The 22,405-nt window shown below is 70.7% G+C and carries 18 protein-coding genes and 1 tRNA gene; 12 read left to right on the plus strand and 7 right to left on the minus strand.

The features are described from left to right. The 3 genes from GTY58_RS22160 (at position 1) to GTY58_RS22170 (ending at position 4,571) form a co-directional block, all read left to right on the plus strand. On the plus strand, positions 1-1,464 hold the full coding sequence (locus GTY58_RS22160) for an aminopeptidase P family protein (RefSeq protein WP_010985657.1): 1,464 nt from the start codon (positions 1-3) through the stop codon (positions 1,462-1,464). A 131-nt stretch (positions 1,465-1,595) separates the two neighbouring features. Then, entirely contained in the window at positions 1,596-3,011 is a 1,416-nt protein-coding gene (locus tag GTY58_RS22165) for a PLP-dependent aminotransferase family protein (protein ID WP_010985658.1), read from the plus strand. 90 nt (positions 3,012-3,101) lie between these two features. Beyond that, positions 3,102-4,571: an MFS transporter gene (locus tag GTY58_RS22170; RefSeq protein ID WP_010985659.1), complete on the plus strand. Its 1,470-nt coding sequence runs from the start codon at positions 3,102-3,104 to the stop codon at positions 4,569-4,571. On the opposite strand, the gene GTY58_RS22175 is transcribed toward GTY58_RS22170, so the two are convergent. From GTY58_RS22175 to GTY58_RS22190, 4 genes are all read right to left on the minus strand, one after another. After that, a complete protein-coding gene (locus GTY58_RS22175) occupies positions 4,546-5,385 on the minus strand; it encodes a triphosphoribosyl-dephospho-CoA synthase (RefSeq protein ID WP_010985660.1) in 840 nt (279 codons plus the stop codon). The two genes, GTY58_RS22170 and GTY58_RS22175, sit on opposite strands and share 26 nt — an antisense overlap. Positions 5,386-5,394: 9 nt before the next feature. Further along, the gene (locus GTY58_RS22180) at positions 5,395-6,357 is read right to left on the minus strand and encodes an intradiol ring-cleavage dioxygenase (protein ID WP_037647683.1); all 963 of its coding nucleotides are present in this window, start codon (positions 6,355-6,357) and stop codon (positions 5,395-5,397) included. A 126-nt stretch (positions 6,358-6,483) separates the two neighbouring features. Next, positions 6,484-9,663, minus strand: a complete 3,180-nt coding sequence (locus GTY58_RS22185; RefSeq protein ID WP_202497478.1) for an RNA 2'-phosphotransferase — start codon at positions 9,661-9,663, stop codon at positions 6,484-6,486. Positions 9,664-9,796: 133 nt separating this feature from the next. Continuing rightward, positions 9,797-10,255: an ATP-binding protein gene (locus GTY58_RS22190; RefSeq protein ID WP_010985663.1), complete on the minus strand. Its 459-nt coding sequence runs from the start codon at positions 10,253-10,255 to the stop codon at positions 9,797-9,799. 242 nt (positions 10,256-10,497) lie between these two features. On the opposite strand from GTY58_RS22190, the gene GTY58_RS22195 reads away from it, so the two are divergent. The 9 genes from GTY58_RS22195 (at position 10,498) to GTY58_RS22235 (ending at position 20,907) form a co-directional block, all read left to right on the plus strand. After that, positions 10,498-11,391 carry a hypothetical protein gene (locus GTY58_RS22195; RefSeq protein WP_010985664.1) on the plus strand — a complete coding sequence of 298 codons (894 nt, stop codon included), beginning with the start codon at positions 10,498-10,500 and terminating at the stop codon, positions 11,389-11,391. Positions 11,392-11,597: 206 nt separating this feature from the next. After that, on the plus strand, positions 11,598-12,332 hold the full coding sequence (locus tag GTY58_RS22200) for a YcnI family protein (RefSeq protein WP_010985665.1): 735 nt from the start codon (positions 11,598-11,600) through the stop codon (positions 12,330-12,332). A gap of 104 nt (positions 12,333-12,436) precedes the next feature. Beyond that, a complete protein-coding gene (locus GTY58_RS22205) occupies positions 12,437-13,090 on the plus strand; it encodes an SCO family protein (protein ID WP_010985666.1) in 654 nt (217 codons plus the stop codon). Further along, positions 13,087-13,554, plus strand: coding sequence for a copper chaperone PCu(A)C (locus tag GTY58_RS22210; protein WP_010985667.1), 468 nt, complete (start codon positions 13,087-13,089; stop codon positions 13,552-13,554). The genes GTY58_RS22205 and GTY58_RS22210 overlap by 4 nt, the downstream gene beginning before the upstream one ends. A 187-nt stretch (positions 13,555-13,741) precedes the next feature. Beyond that, complete coding sequence (locus tag GTY58_RS22215) at positions 13,742-15,826, plus strand: copper resistance protein CopC (RefSeq protein ID WP_010985668.1); 2,085 nt, start codon at positions 13,742-13,744, stop codon at positions 15,824-15,826. A gap of 8 nt (positions 15,827-15,834) precedes the next feature. Next, positions 15,835-17,196: an iron uptake transporter deferrochelatase/peroxidase subunit gene (efeB, locus tag GTY58_RS22220; protein WP_010985669.1), complete on the plus strand. Its 1,362-nt coding sequence runs from the start codon at positions 15,835-15,837 to the stop codon at positions 17,194-17,196. A 70-nt stretch (positions 17,197-17,266) separates the two neighbouring features. Further along, on the plus strand, positions 17,267-18,199 hold the full coding sequence (gene pheA, locus GTY58_RS22225) for a prephenate dehydratase (RefSeq protein WP_010985670.1): 933 nt from the start codon (positions 17,267-17,269) through the stop codon (positions 18,197-18,199). A 603-nt stretch (positions 18,200-18,802) separates the two neighbouring features. Continuing rightward, a complete protein-coding gene (serS, locus tag GTY58_RS22230; RefSeq protein WP_010985671.1) occupies positions 18,803-20,080 on the plus strand; it encodes a serine--tRNA ligase in 1,278 nt (425 codons plus the stop codon). Then, complete coding sequence (locus GTY58_RS22235) at positions 20,077-20,907, plus strand: HAD family hydrolase (RefSeq protein WP_010985672.1); 831 nt, start codon at positions 20,077-20,079, stop codon at positions 20,905-20,907. The genes serS and GTY58_RS22235 overlap by 4 nt, the downstream gene beginning before the upstream one ends. 40 nt (positions 20,908-20,947) lie before the next feature. On the opposite strand, the gene GTY58_RS22240 is transcribed toward GTY58_RS22235, so the two are convergent. The 3 genes from GTY58_RS22240 to GTY58_RS22250 all read right to left on the minus strand — a co-directional run bounded on the left by GTY58_RS22240 (position 20,948) and on the right by GTY58_RS22250 (position 22,396). After that, positions 20,948-21,034 (minus strand) — tRNA-Ser (locus tag GTY58_RS22240). Positions 21,035-21,290: 256 nt separating this feature from the next. Next, complete coding sequence (locus GTY58_RS22245; RefSeq protein ID WP_010985673.1) at positions 21,291-21,530, minus strand: hypothetical protein; 240 nt, start codon at positions 21,528-21,530, stop codon at positions 21,291-21,293. Between the two features lie 146 nt (positions 21,531-21,676). Continuing rightward, positions 21,677-22,396, minus strand: coding sequence for an ABC transporter permease subunit (locus GTY58_RS22250; protein WP_010985674.1), 720 nt, complete (start codon positions 22,394-22,396; stop codon positions 21,677-21,679). Positions 22,397-22,405 lie beyond the last annotated feature (9 nt).

The following is a 22,405-nucleotide window of genomic DNA, read 5'->3' on the forward strand; positions in this document are numbered from 1 at the left end:
ATGACCGTGGCGGAGGAGCTCCCGGAGACCCCGGAGACCGCTGAAGAAGAGCCTTTGAAGCAGCGAAAGAACAGTCTGTACCCGGGCGTGTCCGACGAGCTGGCCGAGAACATGAAGTCCGGTTGGGCCGACACCGAGCTGCGCGACCTGCAGCCCATCGCCCAGGCCACCGAGACGGCCGCCCGCCGCACCGCGCTCTCCGCGCGCTTCCCGGGCGAGCGCCTGGTCGTTCCCGCGGGCAACCTGAAGACCCGCTCGAACGACACCGAGTACCCCTTCCGAGCCTCGGTCGAGTACGCGTACCTCACCGGCAACCAGACCGAGGACGGCGTCCTGGTCCTGGAACCCACCGCCGAGGGACACAAGGCGACGATCTACCTGCTGCCGCGCTCCGACCGTGAGAACGGCGAGTTCTGGCTCTCCGGCCAGGGCGAGCTGTGGGTCGGCCGCCGCCACTCGCTCACCGAGGCGGAGCAGCTGTACGGCATCCCGGCCTCCGATGTGCGCGAGCTGGCCGACAAGCTGCGCGAGGCCACCGGACCCGTCCGCGTGGTACGCGGCTACGACGCCGGTGTCGAAGCGGCGCTGACCGACAAGGTGACCGCCGAGCGCGACGAGGAGCTGCGGGTCTTCCTGTCCGAGGCCAGGCTGGTCAAGGACGAGTTCGAGATCGGTGAGCTCCAGAAGGCCGTCGACTCGACCGTGCGCGGCTTCGAGGACGTCGTGAAGGTCCTCGACAAGGCGGAGGCCACCTCCGAGCGCTACATCGAGGGCACGTTCTTCCTCCGCGCGCGCGTGGAGGGCAACGACGTCGGCTACGGCTCGATCTGCGCGGCGGGACCGCACGCGTGCACGCTGCACTGGGTGCGCAACGACGGCCCGGTCCGCTCCGGCGACCTGCTCCTGCTGGACGCGGGCGTGGAGACGCACACGTACTACACCGCCGACGTCACGCGCACGCTGCCGATCAACGGCACGTACACGGAGATCCAGAAGAAGGTCTACGACGCCGTGTACGAGGCCCAGGAGGCCGGTATCGCGGCCGTGCAGCCGGGCGCCAAGCACCGCGACTTCCACGACGCGGCGCAGCGTGTGCTGACCGAGAAGCTCGTCGAATGGGGCCTCGTCGAGGGCCCCGTCGAGCGCGTCCTGGAGCTCGGCCTCCAGCGTCGCTGGACGCTGCACGGCACCGGCCACATGCTCGGCATGGACGTCCACGACTGCGCCGCCGCGCGCACCGAGACGTACGTGGAGGGCGTCCTGGAGGCGGGCATGTGCCTCACCGTCGAGCCGGGCCTGTACTTCCAGGCGGACGACCAGACGGTCCCGGAGGAGTACCGCGGCATCGGCGTCCGCATCGAGGACGACATCCTGGTCACCGCGGACGGCAACCGGAACCTGTCGGCGGGGCTGCCGCGCCGCTCCGACGAGGTCGAGGCGTGGATGGCGTCCCTGAAGGGCTGATACGGCAGTGATGGCCGGGTACCTACGGGGTACCCGGCCATTCGCGTGTGCGGCCCGCGGACAAGGGTGGCGCACACGAGGGAGTACGCACACAAGGGGGGCGATTTTCTGTGTCCGGGGGACCTGGCTTCGTGGACGACTTCTGGTCCGGTGTCGGAGTGGATCTGCATCTGGAACCGGACGCGGCGGCGGGCCGCAGGGCGGGCCTCGAACGGGCGCTGCGGGACGCCGTGCGCGACGGACGGCTCGCCCCCGGCACCCGGCTGCCGGCCACCCGGCGGCTCGCGGCCGAGCTGGGCATATCCCGGGGCACGGCGAAGGCGGCGTACGACCAGCTGGTCGCGGAGGGGTACCTCACGGCCCGCCAGGGTGCCGGCACCGAGGTGGCGGCACTGCCGAGCGCGTCCTTGGAGACGCGGGACGGCGACGCACGCACGCGTGCACCTCGTTTCGATCTGCGGCCGGGCAGCCCCGACGTCGGCGCGTTCCCGGCGGCGGCCTGGCTGCGGGCGCTGCGCCGCGCCATCGCGACGGCGCCCTCGCTGGCATACGACTACGGCGACCCGCGCGGCCGCATCGAACTGCGGACCGCGCTGTCGGGTTATCTGGGGCGGGCGCGGGGCGTGATCGCACCGCCCGAACGGATCGTGATCACCTCGGGGTACGTACAGGGGCTGGCCCTCCTCACGCGCGTGCTGGACGGCGGGACGGTCGCCATGGAGGATCCGGGACTGCCGTTCCACCGGAACGTGGTGCGGCGGGGCGGCGCGAGCGTCGTACCGCTTCCCGTCGACGAACGCGGTGCGTGCACAGAGGGGTTGGGGACGGAGTCGGCCGTCGTCGTCACGCCCGCCCACCAGTATCCGACCGGGGTCACGCTGCACCCCGAGCGGCGGCGGGCCCTGACGGACTGGGCACGCGCGCGGGGCGGACTGATCGTGGAGGACGACTACGACGGGGAGTTCCGCTACGACCGGCAGCCCGTCGGCGCGCTCCAGGGCATGGCACCCGGTCACGTCGCCTACCTGGGCACGGCCTCCAAGACGCTCGGGCCCGCGCTGCGGCTGGGCTGGATGGTGCTGCCGCCGCACCTGGTCGACGCGGTGGCCGACGCCAAGCTGCACAGCGACCATCACACGGAGTCCATCGGCCAGCTGGCACTCGCCGAAATGATCAACAGTCACGCGTACGACCGGCACGTACGCACCTGCCGCCTGCGGTACCGGCGGCGCCGTGACCAGCTGCTGGACCGGCTGGGGCCGCGGTGGTACGTACGCGGGATAGCGGCCGGTCTGCACGCTCTCGTCGAAGTGCCGGACGAGTCGGCGGTGTTGGCGCGGGCGGAGGCGGAGGGGCTCGCGGTGGGACGCCTCGGGAACCACTGGCATGCGTCGGCGGGGGATGGCCGTGCGGAGAGGGATGGCCACGCGACGGGGGACGAGCGTGCGGCGGGGCGGCCGCAGGGGATCGTGGTCGGGTACGGGACGCCTCGGGAGCGGGTGTATCCGGAGGCGTTGGAGGTGCTGGGGCGGGTGCTGGACACGTGACAGATGTCATCGGCGGCCATGAATCGGGTCATGAAAAGGCGTGAGGATTGGGCCTGTTGAGCGGTCCAATGGGCCCGTAGCGTCGCAGACATGACGAACGACGCCGCAGCAGTCGAGCCCGGAACCCCGGGCACCGGGACCTCGGGCACCGGGACACCGGACGCGGCCCTCGTGGGGGCGAGCCGTGCCGTGGGCGACGGCTCTCCTGGACGGGCGGGCCGTACCGCCTCTCCCGGGCGGGTGGGCCATCTCGTCCCGCCCGCCGGCCCGCGGCGCGTGCTGGCCCTGGCCCAGCTGAGCAACTCCGTGGGGGACGGCGCCTATTACGTGACCTCCGCGCTGTACTTCACGCACGTCGTCGGTCTGCCCGCAGGACGCGTGGGGCTGGGGCTGACCGTCGCATGGGCGATCGGCTCCCTGGTCGGCGTACCGCTGGGCCGGCTCGCCGACCGCCGCGGTCCGCGCGGCACCGCGGTACTGCTCGCGCTCGCGACCGGATTGGCGGTGGCATCCTTCCTGGTCGTACGCGGCTTCCTCCCCTTCGTCCTCGCGGCCTGCGCATACGCGTCCGCGCAGTCGGGGCTGGCGGCGGCCCGACAGGCGCTGCTCGCCGGGCTGATACCAGCCGGCGAGCGCACAGGCCTGCTGGCCCACCTTCAGTCGACGCTCAACGCGGGCCTGGCGGTGGGCGCGGGGCTCGGCGGCCTGGCGCTGCACGCCGGATCGCGGGCTGCGTACCTCGGCGTGTTCGCCGTGGACGCGGTGAGCTTCCTGCTGTGCGCGGCGTTGCTGCTGCGGCTGCCGTCGGTGGCACCGACCGCGACGGGGGTGCGGCGGGGCCACGGCCTCGGGGTTCTCCGCGACCGTCCCTATGCGCTGGTCACGCTCCTCAACACGGTTCTGCTGCTGCGGATGCCGCTGCTCAGCCTCGGCATCCCGCTGTGGATCACGGAACGCACGGATGCGCCTGCTTGGCTGGTCTCCGCGCTGTTCGTGCTCAACACGGGGGCGGTGATGCTGTTCCAGGTGCGCATGGCACGGGGGGTCACCGGGCTGACGACGGCCACGCGGGCGATACGGGTCTCGGGCGTCGTGATGCTGGCGTCCTGCGCGGTGTTCGCCCTGTCGTCCGGCCTCTCGCCGTGGGGCGCGGCGGGGATCCTGGTCCTCGGCGCCGTTCTCCAGGTCGTCGCCGAGATGAAGCAGTCGGCAGGGTCCTGGCAACTGGCCTTCGACCTGGCACCGGCCGACCGGACAGGGGAGTACCAGGGCTTCTTCGGCACGGGTGTCACGGTGGCCCGCACGCTGGGGCCGCTGGTCCTGACGGCACTGCTGGTGGACTGGGGGACGCCCGGATGGTTGCTGCTGGGCGGACTGATGCTGGCTGCGTCGTACGGAATGGGGCCGGCGACGAAGTGGGCTGCCACCCGCGGCGCGGTGACAGCCCAGGACGATCAGGACCAGCAGGACCCACACAACCCACAGGGCCAGCAGGGCGACCCGAACAGGTCGGGCAGGCAGGGCGCGGCCGAGGTCAGGCAGCCTGCGCCGGTGAGCTGACGACCACCGGCAGCGCGTCCACGAACAGCGCCCCCGCCAGCAGCGAGCCGCTCCCCCGCGGGCTCCACCCACGCGCCTGCAGATCGGCGTCGAACGCGGACAGGGCCTCACGACCCGCCTCCGTCGCCGTGCCGCCCGCCTCGAGCACTCCCCGCGCACCGGCCTGCACATGGCGCAGACCGTGCGGACCTGCCGTGTACAGCAACTCCGTGTCCTGGAGGGTGGACATGACCGTCAGCAGAGCATCGAGCCACGCCTCGGATTCGGCGGCGCCGGCCGAGCGCGCCGTGGCCAGGGTGGTCAACGCCCGCCGTACGTGCGGAAATCCGGCTCGCGCCTCCCCTCGCGCGCCCGCCGCCCCGTACTTCGCCGAGACCGACGACCCCCGGGAAGGCCGCCGCGGCGCCCGTCGGTCGGTGTGCGCCGCGATCTTCTTGGCGGTCGCGGCCACGTCGGGCCCGGTGGCCCGAGGCTCCAGGGCGGCCGCCGCGACCAGGAGCCCCAGCACCCACAGGGCGCCCCGGTGTCCCCCGCCGGCGAGCCGCACGGAGTGCTCGGTGGAGCGTCCGATCGCGCCGAGTTCGGTGCGGAGTTCCGGCGTCGCCGTACCGGTGCGGCGCGCGGCCGCCGCCATCGCCGCGAGGCCGGGCGTCAGCGCCTTGGCCGACCAGCGCAGCAGACAGTGATCCTGCCGGGTGGCGCGGGCCCCGAGGTCGCGCGGATCGGGCAGGCCGGGCTTGGGAGCCAGTTCCAATTGCCGGGTCAGTGCGCTCACGGCGGCCTGCGCCAGCGCCTCGTTCTCACGGCTGCTCATGGGCGTACCTTACGAAGACGCCGACGCGGACGGGGAGGTGCTGTCGCTCGGAGCGCCGCTCGGCGGCGTGCCGGTGGGGGCATCGCTCGGGGCACCGCTCGGGGGCGTTCCGCCACCGCCGCTGCCCGCGCCGGTGTTCTCCGCGTCGGGGTCGATGCCGAGGATGATGTAGCCCTTGTAGCCCTTGGACGGGTCCGCCGTGTGGACCGGTTCGAGAGTGAGCAGACCGCTGGCGGCACCGCCGCCGTCGTAGACCATGTCGTCGTCGAGCTTGGTGTAGCTGCCGGTGTGCTTGGAGTACGGCTCCAGGGCGAAGATCTCCTCGGCGGCGTCGTCGGCGAAGAAGAGCTGGCCGGTGTGGTTGACCTTGCCGCCCTCGTACGTGCCGTCCTCCTTCTCGCCGCCCGTGTGGACCTTGACGTGGATGTGGCAGGTGCGCGGGGTGTACCAGCCGGGGAAGATCGTCTTGAACTTGACGACCCCGTTGGCATTGGCGATCTGGTAACCCCGCAGGTATGTCTGGTCGTCGGCGGTCGAGCCGTCCTCGCTCTCGGCGGGTGCGGAGCCGCCGGGGTTGGCGGTGGTGTAGCCGGAGTAGTAGCCCCAGGCGTCGCAGTGCCAGATCTCCACCGCCGCACCGGCGACCGGAGCGCAGGATTCGGTGGTGTCCTGGACGGTGATGCGCAGCGTCAGCGGGACACCGTTCTTGCCCTCGGTGATGTCCTTGCGCACGAGCGCGCCGTCGAGGTAGTACGGCCCCTCGGTGACGCTCGACATCAGCACGCAGGTGCCGCTGCCGGAGCTCGCCGAGGCGGACGCGTCGGCCGCGGTGGCTTCGGTGTCGGCGGTGGTCTCGTCGGCGAAGGCCGACTGGTATCCGGCGACGGCGAGCCCACCGGCCGCGACCGTTCCACCGGTCACCGCGATCGCGCGGCGCCGGGTGATGTTTTTGTCCGTGTGGTTCCCAGTCATGCTCGGGACGCTAGGGACGCCGCCCCTCAGGGACATGGGGTCACGCTGTGAGCAGCCTGAGAATGCCGGCAAAGCTGAAACTCCGGTCGGCCGACGGCCCGCGAAGCCCCGTCGAGCCGGTGTCCCTCACCCGTGCGTGGAGAACAGCCGGTGCAGGGGCACCACCGTCAGCGCGCTGGGCGGGACTTGGGCGACGAGCCAAGTGGCCCCTCCCGCATGCCGGCATTCCAGCGCGGAGGGGTCGGGCACGCACAGGAGGGTGCACGGGCCGTGCCGCCGCCCGGCGCTGAGGGCCGCGGCGCGGTCCGTGGTCAGGTGGACCCACTGCCGGGTCATCGGCCTCAGCCCCTCGCCGCGCTCAAAGATGTTGTGGAGCGCGGTGGTGGGGGTGCAGTGGTAGAGCCGGCCTTCGGGTGCTCTGATCTCGTACTCGATCGCCGTGGGCCGCGAGTGGCCGTAGCGGGCTCGGACGAGATCGCCCCGGACCTCGAAGCGCTCCTCGCTCACCGCGCGCGCGACACTGATCAACTCGTCTGCGGAGACCCTGAGTTTGGGGTCCAGGGCCCGCACGAGGGAGTCGATCGGCACCCAGCCCTGCGGGTTCTGCGTCAGCTCCCGCCCGTGCCGCAGATGGTAGGAGAGCGACCGGCTGATCCGGCGTCTGCGGCCGTCCTTCAGCTCCCGCAGCGGGGCGTCGCCCGGTGTGCCGCGCCGTTTCGCCCAGGCGTCACGGAGCCTGATCGCGAGATCGCGCGTGAGGTCGCCCTTCGGCTGCGAGCTCAGCTCGTCCAGCAGGGCCTCGCCGTGCTCGCGGATCCCCGGTTCGTTGGTCCGGTCGCTCAGGCACCGCACCGCCCGGGCCAGCAGCGAAGCCCGGTAGGCGGCCCAGACCTTCTCGACGTCAATGGGCCGGGAGGGGCCGGCGCACCGCGTGAGCGCCTCCACGTAGCAGGTCACCACATCGCGGCGCAGATCCCAGCGGTCCACCGGAAGGGCCGGCACGTCGTCCGTCAGCTGGGCGAGTTCGTAGCCCATGGGGCGCCAGCGCGCCGCCTCCAGGTCGACCGCGATGATCCGGTCGTTGTCGGTCACGAGCCAGTTGAAGGCGTGGGCGTCCCTGCGGGGCTGCGGCGGCAGGCCGATCCCCTCCAGCAGGGCCCACCACTCCTCGAAGAGCTCGTTGGCCCCGTCGGACGGCTCGTCGGGCAGCACCGCCCGCAGCCACATCCGCACCTCGTTGCGCACCTCCTTGCGCACCCCGCCGATCCGCCCCGATGCCGGGTCGTCGGAACCGTGCACGTAGGCGAGGAACTTCGCGGCACGCTTCAGCAGTTCACAGGACGTGTCCGGGGATGCGGGCGACAGGCACTCGGCGAGCACCGTGCCGTGCTCGAACCGACGTACGGTGATGATCTCCGTACCGATCTGGAACTGCTCCTCGCTGTGCGACAGATCGGTGGCCGAGATGGTGGTGATCAGGTCGATGGTGGCGAATTCGTCCTCGGCGTCCATACGGCGCAGCGTGCGCGCCACCGCGGCCGATTTCTCGGTGTCGCGGTCGAAGCAGAGCCGCGTGGTCGGTTTGAAGACGAGGGTGGAGCTGGTGAAGCCGAGATAGTCGTCGACGGTGACCACGTTGCTGCGGCCGCCGAGGTTGCGGCGCACCAGGTCGGGGCTGCTGATGGCCCGGTCGGCGGCCTCCTCGTAGAAGAGGCCGGAGTCGCCCTCCGCGACCGCCCGGATCCACCGGTCGGCCTGCGGGACGTCCCCCAGCCGGCGGCGCATGTCCGCCTGTTCGGACCGGTTGAGGGTCCCGCCCTTCTCCAGTTCACGGCCGAGCCGTACCAGCGGCACACAGGACGTGCTGTTCGCCGCCGTCTCCCGGATCAGAAGTGAGATGCCGACCATCCAGAACTTGCGGTTGCCCTGCAACTCGGCCGTGGCGAGGAGGTCGTCGGCATAGCGCATCCTGCTGAGTTCGTCCGTCAGCGGAGCGGCTCTCACGAGCGACCTCTCCTGGAGGTCGAGTGCCTTGCGCAGCAGCCGGGCGCGTTCCATCTCACTGACGTCGTCCAGTTGGATGTACGCCCGCAGGCAGTCGGACAGGAGACGGCGGTGCAGGGGTTCGGTGGAGGACTCGAAGCGGCGTTGCAGATGGTGGACGAGCGTGGCCGGGAGCGTCACGGCCGGGTACCCGTCCTCCGCGAACCGGCGCAGATGCTCGCCGAGCCCGAAGGGGTTGTTGAGCCGTCGCAGCCCGAGCCTTATGTGGGGCACCAGTTCGGGGGTCCTGCGGGCGGCGGCCGCGACGCAGTCCAGGAGGGCATGACGTACGGCGTCCTCACCGCCTGGCTCGCCCGCGGCCAGTAACGCCTTCTCGGCTCGTTCGAGATAGGTGCCGAAGGCGTCGCCCTTGGGCAGCCCGTCGGCCAGCCGCAACCAGATCTCGGCCATGTGCAGCATCCATGACGTGCCGCGCCGCTCGCCGGGGAAATCCTTGTCGGTCTTTACGGCGCGGCCGAGATACTCCCGGTTCCCCGTGTGGTCGTGCAGCCGCAGATAGCACTCCAGGAGATAGGGGACGGCGTCCTCGGCGGGGTTCCCCTCCGTGATCGAGGCCCGGATGTGCGCGGCCGACGACTCCAGATCGGCGGCGCCCACCTGTTCGAACCGCGCCAGCAGCACGGTGGCCTGGCCCAGCCGGCCGGAGAACTGGAATCTGCTGCTGCCCTCGGTCAGGGCGTTGTCCCGGACCACATGGACCAGATAGGTACGCGCCAGGCGCAACGCGCGGCAGAAGACAAAGGGGCGCCACCAGTTGATGGAAAGAGCGTGGTCCCACAGGGAGAGAGCCACGCGCTGCCTGACCACGTGCAGGGTCTTGTCGTACCGGAGCCTGCTGGGCATCTTCGCGGACGCCTCGGCCGCGAATCTGCACAGGTTGCTCTCGAAGACAAGCGATTCCAGGACCAGGATGGCCTGGTCACGGGCGTCCAGAACGGCTTTCCACGCCGTGATGACACCGCCTGGGTCCCGCTCCGCGTCGAGGACTTCGTACACCCATCCCGCGCCGCGGTGCTGGACCCAGACGCTCATCCAGTCGTCGAGGGACTCACAACCCACCCACCGCAGCAGCTGGACGACCTCGGGGAAGCGCTGCTCCAGGAGGGCGGTCAGCGTCGGCTCGGACGGCGCGGGCGACGGGGACGCCGTGCGCCTGGGGTGGCTGTCGCTCCTGCTGTGGACCTGAGGAGGAATCGAGGGGCGGATCTGTCGCTGCTCGGTCCTGCCCAGTCTCTGAGCCATGTCCAGTGGCGTGAACCTTGCCGTCACGGCACCCCCCGTTGTCCGCTCACGTGCCTGGCCCTCTGCTGTGCTCGACCAGGGACCTGGAGTGTAGCGGCGGTCACGTTGAGTGAGGAGGGGGTCGGCGTCAGGATCAGGACGCGGTGACCAGTGGCGCGCCCTTGCGCCATTTGAGGATCTTGTCGAAGCTGACCACCGCCCCGCCCCGGCCCGGTTTGTTGCCGATGTGGACGTGGTCGGCGAGTTCCTGGATGAGTCCGAGGCCGCGGCCGTGCTCGGCGTCCATGTGCGCGGCGCGGATCACGGGGCGGGACCGGCCGGACGGGAAACCCGGGCCGGAGTCGGCGACTTCGATGCGGCACTTCTCGCCGTCGAGGTAGGCGGTGACCCGGTACGCCTCGGACGTGCCGCCGAGCGCGGCGTCGCCGCCGTGTTCCACCGCGTTGGCGCAGGCTTCGCTGAGGGCGACCGACAGGTCGTAGGAAATGTCGGGATCGACGCCCGCGGTCTCCATCGTGCCCAGCAGGAGCCGACGGGCGAGCGGCACGCTCGCAGCATCGCGCCGCAAATGGAGTGACCACCAGATGCTCATGCTCCAGCCTCCTGGCTGCGGCTCGACATACCGTTACGTATTGCCGCAAGTACCGGGGTGCAATCGCCCTGTCGCCGTGATACCGCCCATATGGCGGATGCGCGACCGTCGGGATCGGTGTATGTGAGGGCGACTCACCACAGAACATGACGTTCCGGGTCACTCTCCCGGTTCCCGCACGTAGGCCACCTTGCGGACCTGCCGTATGGGCGGGGTAAGGCCAGTGCGATGATGAGCCCGCCATGACTGCCCCCCGCCAGCGCGCGGCGCGCTCCGGATGCGATCTCCGGGTTCTGAGGGCCGCGGTGTTCGCCGCGGTCTGTGTCGTGCTGGCCGCGGCCGGTCATGGTCTCGCCTCCTGCACCGCTGTTCCGCTGTGGACGCTGGGCGCCGGGTTCCTCGCCGTCTTCACCGTCGCCGCGGCGCTCGCCGGGCGCGAGCGTGCGCTGCCGGGCATCGCCGCGGCCCTCGCGGTCGGCCAGTCGGTGCTGCACACGCTGTTCGGGCTCGGGCAGGTCTCCGGTACGTCGATGACGTCGGGCGGCATGTCCATGGGCTCCATGGGCTCCATGAGTTCCATGGCTTCCATGGCCTCCATGGGCGACGGGTCCCTCGTGGAACGGGCCGCACGGCTCGCGTGCGGGAGCTCCGTCGCGGCGATCAGTCCCGCACAGGCCCAGCGGATCCTCGCCGAGGCGCGACTCGACACGGGTACAAGCACGGGCACGGGCACGGGCACGGGCATGGTCTCGGCCTCCATGCACCATGCCGCGGACGCCGTACCGACCGCGGCCGGTTCCTCAATGGCGATGCTGCCGTCCCTGCCCATGCTGCTCGGTCACGTTCTCGCAGCCGTCGCCGCCGGCTGGGTGCTGCGTCGTGGAGACATGGCGCTGCTGCGTCTCATCCGGCTGTCGGCGCACGGCGTCGCGGAGGGCGCACTCGTACGCTCCCTGCGCGGGGCGCTCACGCTCGTACGCGCCCTGTTGGCCGGACTTCCCGGTACGCCCGACACGGCCCCGCGCGCCCCGCGCACGGCACTGCTCGTACCGCCGAAGCCGCCGACCACCGCGCTCCAGCACACGGTGATCCGGCGCGGCCCGCCACCCGCCGCCGCGCTCGTCCTCGCCGCCTGAAGCGACGCACCACTCCCCTCGTCCCACGGATTCCAGCGGAGGGGCTGCCGTCGCGCGGCACGCGCGCGTGCCCGTGCAGGTCCGCAGTCGTCACTCCTTGGGAGTCGTACTCCCATGAACAGTCGTCACTTCTGTGAGCCCATGCCGCCGCGCACGCGCGTCCTCCTTCCGCACGGACTGTTACTCGAAGTGGAGTGTTCTCTGCCATGAAGGCAACCCGTATCGCCGCCGCCGGTGTCGCCGCCGCCTCGGCCGTCCTCGTCCTGTCCGCCCCCGCCTTCGCGCACGTCAGCGTGCAGCCCGAGGGCGAGGCCGCCAAGGGCGGCTACGCGACCGTGAACTTCAAGGTCCCCAACGAGCGCGACGACGCCTCGACCACCAAGCTCGAGGTGAGCTTCCCGGCCGACCACCCGCTCGCCTCCGTCATGCCGCAGCCGATCGACGGCTGGAGCGTCAAGGTCACCAAGTCCAAGCTGGCCAAGCCGCTCACCCTGCACGGCGAGAAGATCGACGAGGCCGTCTCCAAGGTCACCTGGACCGCCACCGGCAAGGGCGTCGAGCCGGGCTTCTTCCAGAAGTTCCCGCTCTCCATCGGCGCGCTCCCCGAGGACACCGACGAACTCGTCTTCAAGGCCCTCCAGACGTACGACAACAAGGAGGTCGTGCGCTGGATCGAGCCGCAGAAGGAGGGCCAGGAGGAGCCCGAGAACCCGGCTCCGGTGCTCGCCCTGTCCGCCGCGTCCACGGACGGCCACCACGGCTCCTCGACCGCCGAGGACGCCTCCGACACCTCCAAGTCGGCCGCCGACAGCAGCACCGAGGCCTCCTCCGCCGACAGCAGCGACACCACCGCCCGGGTCCTCGGCGTCGTGGGCATCGTCGTCGGCGTCGCGGGCGTGGCGTACGGCGTTCTGGCCGGCCGCCGGCGTACGAGCGCCTGAGGCTCAAGCACCTCTCCGGTGCGCACCGCGGAGTCGTACGGCCTGGTCATCGCGTCGTACGACCCCGGTGCGCACCGGGGTCCTCACATCTGGGACATTTTTCTATGCGCAAGAAGACGTATGCCGCGGCCGCGCTGTTCGCCGCCGCCGCTCTGAGCCTCTCCGCCTGCGGCACCGGCGACGACAGCAACAAGCCCATCGCGGATGTGTCCGCCGAGACCGGTTCGGACAAGGCGGCGGTGGTCCTCGACAGTCCGTTCGAGAAGCCCGACCTCGTCCTCACCGACACGCACGGCAAGAAGTACGACCTGCGCGCGGAGACCAAGGGCAGGCCGACGCTGATCTATTTCGGCTACACCAACTGCCCCGACGTCTGCCCGCTGACGATGAACAACCTCGCCGTCGCCAAGAAGCAGCTGCCCAAGGCGACGCAGGACAAGCTCCGCATCGTGTTCGTCACCACCGACCCGAAGCGGGACACTCCCGCTGAACTCGGCAAGTGGCTCAAGGGCATCGACCCCGACGTCGTCGGCCTGACCGGCGACTTCGACACGATCCAGGCCGGCGCCCGCACGCTCGGCATCTCCATCGAGGCGCCGCACAAGGACAAGAACGGCAAGATCGTCTCCACGCACGGCACCCAGGTCATCGCGTTCTCGCCGAAGACCGACGGCGGCTATGTGCTGTACGACGACCAGACCACCGTCGACGACTACACCAAGGACCTCCCCAAGCTCGCCAAGGGGGAGAACCCGTGAGGCGTCCCGCAGGAGCCGCCGTGGGCCTGGCCGTGGCCCTGGCGCTCGCGGGCTGCGGCTCGGACGACGAGGCGGCGTCCGCGTCCTCCGCCAAGCCCGAACTGAAGGTCACCGGCGCCTATATGCCCGCCCCCTCCATGGGCACCATGGCGGCCGGCTTCTTCACTGTCGCCAACTCCGGGGGCGCCGACACCCTGACCTCGGTGTCCAGCGATCTCTCCGCCGACGTCACCCTGCACTCCACCAAGGGCGGCGCCATGGAGGAGGAGACGTCCTTCCCCGTACCCGCGAAGGGACAGCTCGACTTCGCGAGCGGCGGCAACCACCTCATGTTCGAAAAGCTCACCCACAAGCCGGAGCAGGGCGAGAAGGTGTCGGTGAAGCTGCACTTCGCCAAGTCCGGCACGGTCGCGGTGGAGATGCCGGTGAAGGCCGCCACCTACAACCCGAAGACCGGACACTGAGGGAGGGATCACCTTGACGCAGACCACCGCTCCCCGTGCCGCTTCGCGAGGCAATTCCGGCAGCACTTCACGAGGTACGTCCCGCACGCCCTGCGGCGCGTCCCGCGCCACGTCCCAGGGCACTGCCCGCGGTACTGCCCGTGGCACTTCCCGCGGTACTGCCCGTACTGCCCGTGGCACTTCCCGTGTGGGAACGCTGCTGTTGCTGTTCCTCGCTGTCGCCGGCGCGCTCCTGGCCGGCGCCGCGCCCGTCTCCGCGCACGCCGCGCTGACCGGGAGCGACCCCGCACAGGGAGCGGTGGTCGACAAGGCACCCACCCAGGTCTCGCTCACCTTCTCCGAGAAGGTCGCGCTGTCCGACGGCTCGGTGCGCGTACTGGACCCCAGCGGCAAGCGGGTCGACACCGGCAAGGCATCCAACCCGAGCGGTACGACGTACGGCGTCAAGCTGCACTCGGGCCTGCCCGACGGCACGTTCACCGTCTCCTACCAGGTGGTGTCCGCCGACAGCCACCCCGTCTCCGGCGCCTTCACCTTCTCCATCGGCGCGCCGTCCACGACCTCCGTCTCGCTGTCCGACCAGACGGCGGGCGGCGGAGTCGTCGGCGGGCTCTACGGGTTCGGCCGGTACGTCTCGTACGCGGGCTTCATCCTCATGGTCGGCGGCGGTGCCTTCGTACTGGCCTGCTGGCAGCGCGGGGCGGCGGTGCGGGCGGTGCAGCGGCTCGTGGTCTCCGGCTGGGTCGCGCTCACCTCCGCGACGCTCGCGCTGCTGCTCCTGCGCGGCTCGTACACCGGCTCCGGCAAGGTGGGCGACATCTTCGATCTGACGCTCCTCGGCCAGGTCCTGCAGACCAAGGCGGGCGCGGCACTGGTCTCGCGACTGCTGCTCCTCGCGGCAGCGGCGCTGTTCATCGCCGTGCTCTTCGGGGCGTATGTGAAGCGGGACGCCGAGAACGCAGACGCAGAGGGCGAGGACGAGGACGGCGAGACCGAGAAGAGCGGTTCCGACGCCGACCGGGCCGCCGAGAAGAAGGACCTCACCTTCGGGCTGGCGATCGGCGGGACCGTCGTCGCAGCGGGGCTCGCGGCGTCCTGGGCGATGGCCGAGCACGCCTCGACCGGCATCCAGGCCGGGCTCGCGATGCCCGTGGACGTACTGCACCTGCTGGCCGTCGCCCTCTGGCTGGGCGGGCTTACGACGCTGCTCGTGGCCCTGTACCGGGCACCGTCGATCGAGGTGGCGGCCGTACGCCGTTTCTCTCGCGTCGCCTTCGCAAGCGTGGTGGCGCTGACCGTGACCGGGCTCTACCAGTCGTGGCGGCAGGTCGGTTCGTGGTCGGCGCTCACCGATACGACGTACGGACAGTTGCTGCTGGTGAAGGTCGGCCTGGTAGCCGTTCTCGTCGGCATCGCATGGATCTCCCGACGCTGGACGGCGCGGCTGCCGGAGACGCCGGAGGCCACGGCTACGGCCGAGACCGCTGTGACGGCCGACGCAACAGATGCCACGGACGCGACGGACGCGACGGATACGACCGAGACGGCGGATGCGGAAGAGAAGCAGCGGGCGGAGGTGGCCGCCGGTGCCTCCCCGGCAGTCGGCGCCTCATCCATGGCCGCTGCCTCCCCCGGCTCCCACTCCTCAGAGGCCTCCGACGCCTCCGACGCCTCCGACAAGGGTCCGGAAGACGCCGGAGACTCCCGGCGTGCCGCTCAGCTCGCCCGGCAGCGCGTCGCCGTGGCCACCGCCCGCCAGAAGCGGATCCGCGACGCCGACCCGCTCCGCTCCGGGCTGCGCCGCTCGGTGCTCGCCGAGGCGGGCGTCGCGGTCGTGCTGCTCGCCGTCACCACCGCGCTGACATCCACCGAGCCGGGGCGCACGGAGGAGGCGGCCAAGGCGGTCACCGCCTCCGCCTCCCAGCGGTCCGGGCCGCTGTCACTGACGATCCCGTTCGACACGGGCGGCCAGGACGGCAAGGGCACCGCGCGGCTGACCCTCGACCCGGCCCGCGTCGGCGGCAACGAGATGCACGTCTTCGTGACGCGGCCGAACGGCAAGGCGTTCGACGTCCCCGAGGTGAAGGTGGCCTTCACGCTCGACGCGAAGGACATCGGACCGCTGCCCGTGGTGCCCGACCGCATCGCCACCGGCCACTGGACGGCGAGCGGCGTGCAGATCCCCATGGCGGGCGACTGGAAGATCACGGTGACCGTGCGGACCTCCGACATTGACCAGGCGACCGTGAACAAGAACGCGAAGATCGGCTGAACTCCACCATGGCTGACCACTCCACGCCGGAGGCGTCTTCCGCAGGCGTCCCTTCTCCTCAGGGTGCCGTTTCCGCAAAGGGCTCCCCCAAGAACGCTGTTTCCGAAAACAGCACTCCTGGGGATGCCGTTTCCGAAAACACGCTCTCCAGGGGCGTCTTTTCGCGGCGGCGGCTGCTCGGCACCGCCGGGGCCACCGGGCTCGCCCTCGGCGCGGTCGGCGGGGCCGCCGGATACGCGGCGGCGCCCTCCGCCGAGAAGACCGCGCTCCTGGCGTCGCTCGGCGCGGACCGGGTGATGTTTCACGGGAAACATCAGCCGGGCATCACCACCGCCCTCCAGGCCCGCGGCCACGTCGTCGCCTTCGACCTCGCCGCGGGCGCGGGCCGCAAGGAGGCCGCCGCGCTGCTGCGCCGCTGGTCGGCCACCGCCCAGCGGCTGATGGCGGGCGAGGCGGCCGCACTCGACGACACCGACGTCGCCCGCGACGCCGGCCCGTCCTCCCTGACGGTCACCTTCGGCTTCGGCCACAGCTTCTTCGCCCGGACGGGACTGGAGAAGCAGCGCCCGGTCGCCCTCGACCCGCTGCCGGACTTCTCCTCCGACCACCTCGACAAGACCCGCAGCAACGGCGATCTGTGGGTGCAGATCGGTGCGAACGACGCGCTCGTCGCCTTCCACGCCCTGCGCGCGATCCAGAAGGACACGGGCAGTGCGGCCCGTGTGCGTTGGCAGATGAACGGCTTCAACCGGTCCCCGGGCGCCACCGCGCAGCCGATGACGGCCCGCAACCTGATGGGCCAGATCGACGGGACGCGCAATCCGAAGCCGGCCGAAGCAGACTTCGACCAGCGGATCTTCGTGCCCGCGTCCGGCCACCCGGAGTGGATGGCGAACGGCTCGTACGCCGTCGTACGCCGTATCCGCATGCTCCTCGACGACTGGGAGAAGCTCTCGGTCACGGCCCAGGAGCAGGTCATCGGGCGCCGCAAGTCCGACGGGGCGCCGCTGAGCGGCGGTACCGAGACCACGGCGATGAAGCTGCAGAAGACCGACGCCGACGGCAACCTGGTCGTCCCCCTCAACGCGCACGCCCGCATCACCCGGCCCGACCAGAACGGGGGCGCGGCCATGCTCCGCCGCCCCTTCTCCTTCCACGACGGCTTCGATCCGGACGGGGTACCCGACGCGGGCCTGCTCTTCATCTGCTGGCAGGCGGACCCGCTGCGCGGCTTCGTACCGGTGCAGCGCAAGCTCGACCGGGGGGACGCGCTGTCGCACTTCATCCGGCACGAGGCGAGCGGGCTGTTCGCGGTGCCGGGCGGGGCGGCGGACGGCGAGTACGTGGGGCAGCGGCTGTTGGAGGGATGAGGATCCCCCTTTGGGGCCACGGTTTCCACAGGCATGAGCCGAGTTCCGCAAGGCCCATTAGGGTGACCTCATGCCAGCCAGCTATGCGTATCTCGGTCCCGAGGGCACTTTCACCGAAGTCGCCCTGCGCACGCTGCCGGAGGCCGCGACCCGGGAGCTCGTCCCGATGGTGTCGGTGCCCGCCGCGCTCGACGCCGTGCGCAACGGCGAGGCCGAGGCCGCGTTCGTCCCGATCGAGAACTCCGTGGAGGGCGGCATCACGACCACCCTCGACGAGCTGGTCGCGGGCGAGCCGCTGATGATCTACCGCGAGGTGCTGCTCTCGATCACCTTCGCCCTGCTGGTCAGGCCGGACACGAAGCTGTCGGAGATCAAGACGGTCACCGCACACCCCGCCGCGCAGCCGCAGGTCCGCAACTGGATGAAGGCGAACCTCCCGGACGTCGTCTGGGAATCGGCGGCCTCGAACGCGGACGGGGCGCGCCTCGTCCAGGAGGGCCGGTACGACGCCGCCTTCGCGGGCGAGTTCGCGGCGGCCAAGTACGGTCTGGTGCCGCTGGAGACCGGCATCCACGACGCGGAGAACGCGCAGACGCGGTTCGTCCTGGTGGGCAGGCCCGCCCGGCCCGCGGCGCCGACCGGCGCGGACAAGACGTCCATCGTCCTGTGGCAGCGCGACGACCACCCCGGCGGGCTGCGCGACCTGCTGGGCGAGTTCGCCGTACGAGGCGTCAACCTGATGCTGCTGCAGTCCCGCCCGACCGGAGCGGGTATCGGGAACTACTGCTTCTGCATCGACGCCGAGGGACACATCTCCGACCGACGGGTGGCCGAAACCCTGATGGGCCTGAAGCGGATCTGCCTACAGGTGCGATTCCTCGGCTCGTACCCGCGCGCGGGCGTCAGGGCGGAGGACGTCCCGACCGCGCTGCCGGGGACGTCGGACGACGAGTTCGTGAAGGCCTCGGACTGGGTGGCGCGCTGCCAGGACGGCCGGTTCTAGGCCTTCACCGATTCCGGCCCAGCCTTCACCGATTTCGGCCCAGCCTTCACCGATTTCGGCCCGCCGGTCCTACCTGCACATTTTCGCTGTCCACCGCACTGTCCACAGAAGTTATCCACAGGGCTCCTTCTCGACCTGGGGACAAGTCGACAACGAAGCGCTACACAGTCGACAAATCGGTCTACAGACCCCAACTCCGTCCACAGCCTCGCACCTCGCCCTTCGTCCACCCTTTTCCTTTGATCGACTCTTTAGAGGGAACCATTTCCACTCGAAAGTGGGGGTGGGGATGGTTTGAACCGAGAATTCTTTGCCCGGCATGCGGCTTTAGGAACGATCACTTCCGGAGTCCACAGATCTTCCGCACAGCCTGTGGATAACTCCACGGGGGTGTGGATTCCTGTGGACAAGCGACTCCCCAAGTTCCGCCCGCCGCAAGCGAATCCGGTCAACCCGAGATGTCCACCCAGCACCTTTCAGGGGGACGTGTCGCTTTTCATTGACTTGATCAATCTACTCGGGCATTCAGCCCACACCATCACAAAAGTTGCGTACTGCAATTCCGGGTCGTGTGCCCGAACCTCGCACCGGTAGCCTTGAGGGGTGATTGACCTTCGCCTGCTCCGTGAGGACCCCGACCGTGTTCGCGCCTCCCAGCGCGCCCGTGGAGAGGACGTCGCGCTCGTCGACTCCCTCCTCTCCGCCGACGAGCGGCGCAGGTCGTCCGGCGTCCGCTTCGACGAGCTCCGTTCCGAGCAGAAGGCGCTCGGCAAGCTGATCCCCAAGGCCTCCCCCGAAGAGCGCGCCGAGCTGCTGAAGAAGGCCGAGCAGCTCAAGGCCGACGTCAAGGCGGCCGACGTCGAGCAGCACGAGGCCGACGAGGAGGCCAAGCGCCTTCTCCTCCAGCTCGGCAACCTCGTGCACCCCGACGTCCCGGTCGGCGGCGAGGAGGACTTCGTCGTCCTGGAGACGCACGGCACCATCCGTGACTTCGGCGCCGAGGGCTTCGAGCCCAAGGACCACCTGGAGCTCGGCGAGGCGCTCGGCGCCATCGACGTCGAGCGGGGCGCCAAGGTGTCCGGCTCGCGCTTCTACTACCTGACGGGCGTCGGCGCGCTCCTGGAGCTCGCCCTCGTCAACGCGGCGATCGCGCAGGCCACCGAGGCCGGCTTCATCCCGATGCTGACCCCCGCGCTGGTCCGCCCGCGCGCCATGGAGGGCACCGGCTTCCTCGGCCAGGCGTCGGAGAACGTGTACCACCTGGAGAAGGACGACTACTACCTGGTCGGCACCTCCGAGGTCCCGCTCGCGGCGTACCACATGGACGAGATCCTCGACGCCGACAAGCTGCCGATGCGGTACGCGGGCTTCTCGCCGTGCTTCCGCCGCGAGGCCGGCACCTACGGCAAGGACACCCGCGGCATCTTCCGTGTGCACCAGTTCGACAAGGTCGAGATGTTCTCGTACGTCGCTCCCGAGGACGCGGAGAACGAGCACAAGCGGCTCCTGGAGTGGGAGAAGCAGTGGCTGACCGGCCTCGAGCTGCCCTTCCAGGTCATCGACGTGGCCTCGGGCGACCTCGGCGCCTCCGCGACCCGCAAGTTCGACTGCGAGGCGTGGATCCCGACGCAGGGCAAGTACCGCGAGCTGACCAGCGCCTCCAACTGCGACAGCTTCCAGGCGCGTCGGCTGTCCGTCCGTATGCGCGACGGCAAGAAGGTGCAGCCGCTGGCGACGCTGAACGGCACCCTGTGCGCCGTACCGCGCACGATCGTGGCGATCCTGGAGAACCACCAGCTGCCCGACGGCTCCGTGCGGGTGCCCGAGATGCTGCGTCCGTACCTGGGCGGCCGGGAGCTCCTGGAGCCGGTAGCCAAGTGAGCAGCCCCGCTCCGGGTTCCTCCGCGGAGGGGTTTCCCTACAAGCTGGTCGCGACCGATCTCGACGGGACGCTGCTGCGTTCCGACGGGACGGTCTCGGCGCGTACGCGTGCGGCGCTTGCCGCGGTGACCGCGGCGGGCGCCGCGCACATCGTGGTCACCGGGCGGGCGGTGCCGTGGACGCGGCACATCCTCGACGACCTCGGCTACCAGGGCCTCGCGGTGTGCGGCCAGGGGGCACAGGTGTACGACGCGGGGGAGCACCGGCTGCTCACCTCCGTGACCCTGGACCGGCAGCTGGCCGGTCTGGCCCTGGCGAAGATCGAAGCGGAGGTCGGCCCGCTGCTGCTGGCCGCGAGCCGCGACGGCCTGGACGGTGAGGTCCTGGTCGGCCCCGGCTATCGCGTGCAGGGCGGCCCGCTGCCGGTTCAGCCGATCCGGGACGCGGCGGACCTCTGGTCGGCGCCGCTGAACAAGGTGTACGTCCAGCACCCGACGCTGACCGACGACGAACTCGCGGCGGTGGCGACACAGGTCGCGGGCGGGCTCGTGGGCGTGACGATGGCGGGCGAGGGCATAGTGGAACTCCTCCCCCTGGGGCTGTCCAAGGCGACCGGGCTGTCCCTGGCCGCCCGCCGTCTGCGCCTGAAGGCCGCGGACACGATCGCCTTCGGCGACATGCCGAACGACATTCCGATGTTCGCGTGGGCGGCACACGGCGTCGCCATGTCCAACGCGCACGAGGAGCTTCTGGCGGTGGCGGACGAGGTGACACTCTCCCATGAGGAGGACGGCATCGCGGTGGTGCTGGAGCGGTTGCTGGGATAAGCGGTACGGGCAGGTGGGTGCCCGGAACGCTCATGTCTTGCGGAGGATGCGCGGATCGAACGCGCGCAGGGGTTACCCCCCGACCACGGCTTAGCAAGCCGGTGCCTTACCACTCGGCCAATCCTCCGGGTGGGCGGCCCGCGCGGTGATCGCGCGCTCGAAGCGGCCGCCCCGGACAGCTCCCCGTGCGGTGCGGACTCGACGGAGGGGTAACTACTCCGGAGTCCGCCGCGGGCTGTCCCGTCGGGAGCTCGACGTACTGTCGCTGAACATCGTCGGCTCCTCTCCCAGAACGTGGCGCCGGCTCGATCCGGCGTCGGGGACATGACTACTGTGCCCGTACGCCGAGTTGGACGCCACTGAATAAAAGCGGGGCCGCAGGGCTACCGTCGCCGCCACCTGCGGCGACGCGCCTTGCTGAAGAACCACCCCGCAGGCGGCTCGTCGGACCGCCAGGGCTGCGGATCGGGCGCCTCGTCGCGCCAGCGCGCGGCCAGCATCCGGGCCCGCGCGGAGGGCTCCGCCGCCTCGGCGGACCGTATGAAGTCCTCGTCCAGGACCAGGTCGTCCCAGACGTCCTGGAACTTCCCCTGCCCGTCGTCCCGTGGTGCCTCGGCCGTCATCCCCGTTCCTCCCAGGTGTGCAACTACCCGGCCAGTGTGCCCGGGCAGGTGTGAAGTCGATGTCAAAGCCGGAGGGCGGCCGCCCGCGCGCGTGCTCCGTTTCGGAATCCACGCGCGAGAGGCCGCCCCGGGACGACAGGAAACCCTCACTCCTCCCCGGCCAGCTTCAGCGTCCGCAGCTTCTGCCCCGCGTACCAGGTGGCTGCCACGGTGACCGCGGCCAGCAGCACGGTCGCGGTCGTCAGGCTCACGTCCGAGGTGACGAGGGAGTTGCCGGAGACCTTGTGGCCCACGGCGAGCGCCCACTGCTGCACGCTGAGCGTGCGCGCGCCGGACACCAGCGATCCGAAGAGCGCCTCCCAGACGAGCGCGTAGACGAGCCCGAAGACCACCGCGTGCCGCGTGACCGTGCCCAGGAGGAGGAAGATCGCGGCGTACGCGATGGAGGCGACCAGCGCGGCCACCGTGTACGCCACGGCGATCTGCTGGCCGTTGCCGTTGAGGATCATGCCCGCGATGAAGGTCGGCAGCGCGGAGAACGCCATGGTGACGGCGATGGCGACGATCAGCTTGGTGAAGATGATCGTCGGCCGCTTCAGCGGCTTGGCGAGCAGATACACCACCGAGCCGTCGTCGATCTCGGGTCCGATCGCGCCGGTGCCGGCGATGACGCCGATGATCGGCACCATCGTGGCGAGCGCGAATCCGCCGAGCACGTCGGCTGCCACCTGGTCGTCCGCGCCGGTCAGCGCGCGCACGACGGCGGAGAGCACGATCAGCAGGACGGGCAGCGCGCCGAGGATGAGGGCCCGGCGGCGGCCGAGCAGGCCCCGATAGGTGAGCCGGGCGACTGTGGGGTCGTACATCTTGGGCCT

It is taken from the genome of Streptomyces sp. SID5469, assembly GCF_009862865.1.
GTDB classification, from domain to species: domain Bacteria; phylum Actinomycetota; class Actinomycetes; order Streptomycetales; family Streptomycetaceae; genus Streptomyces; species Streptomyces avermitilis.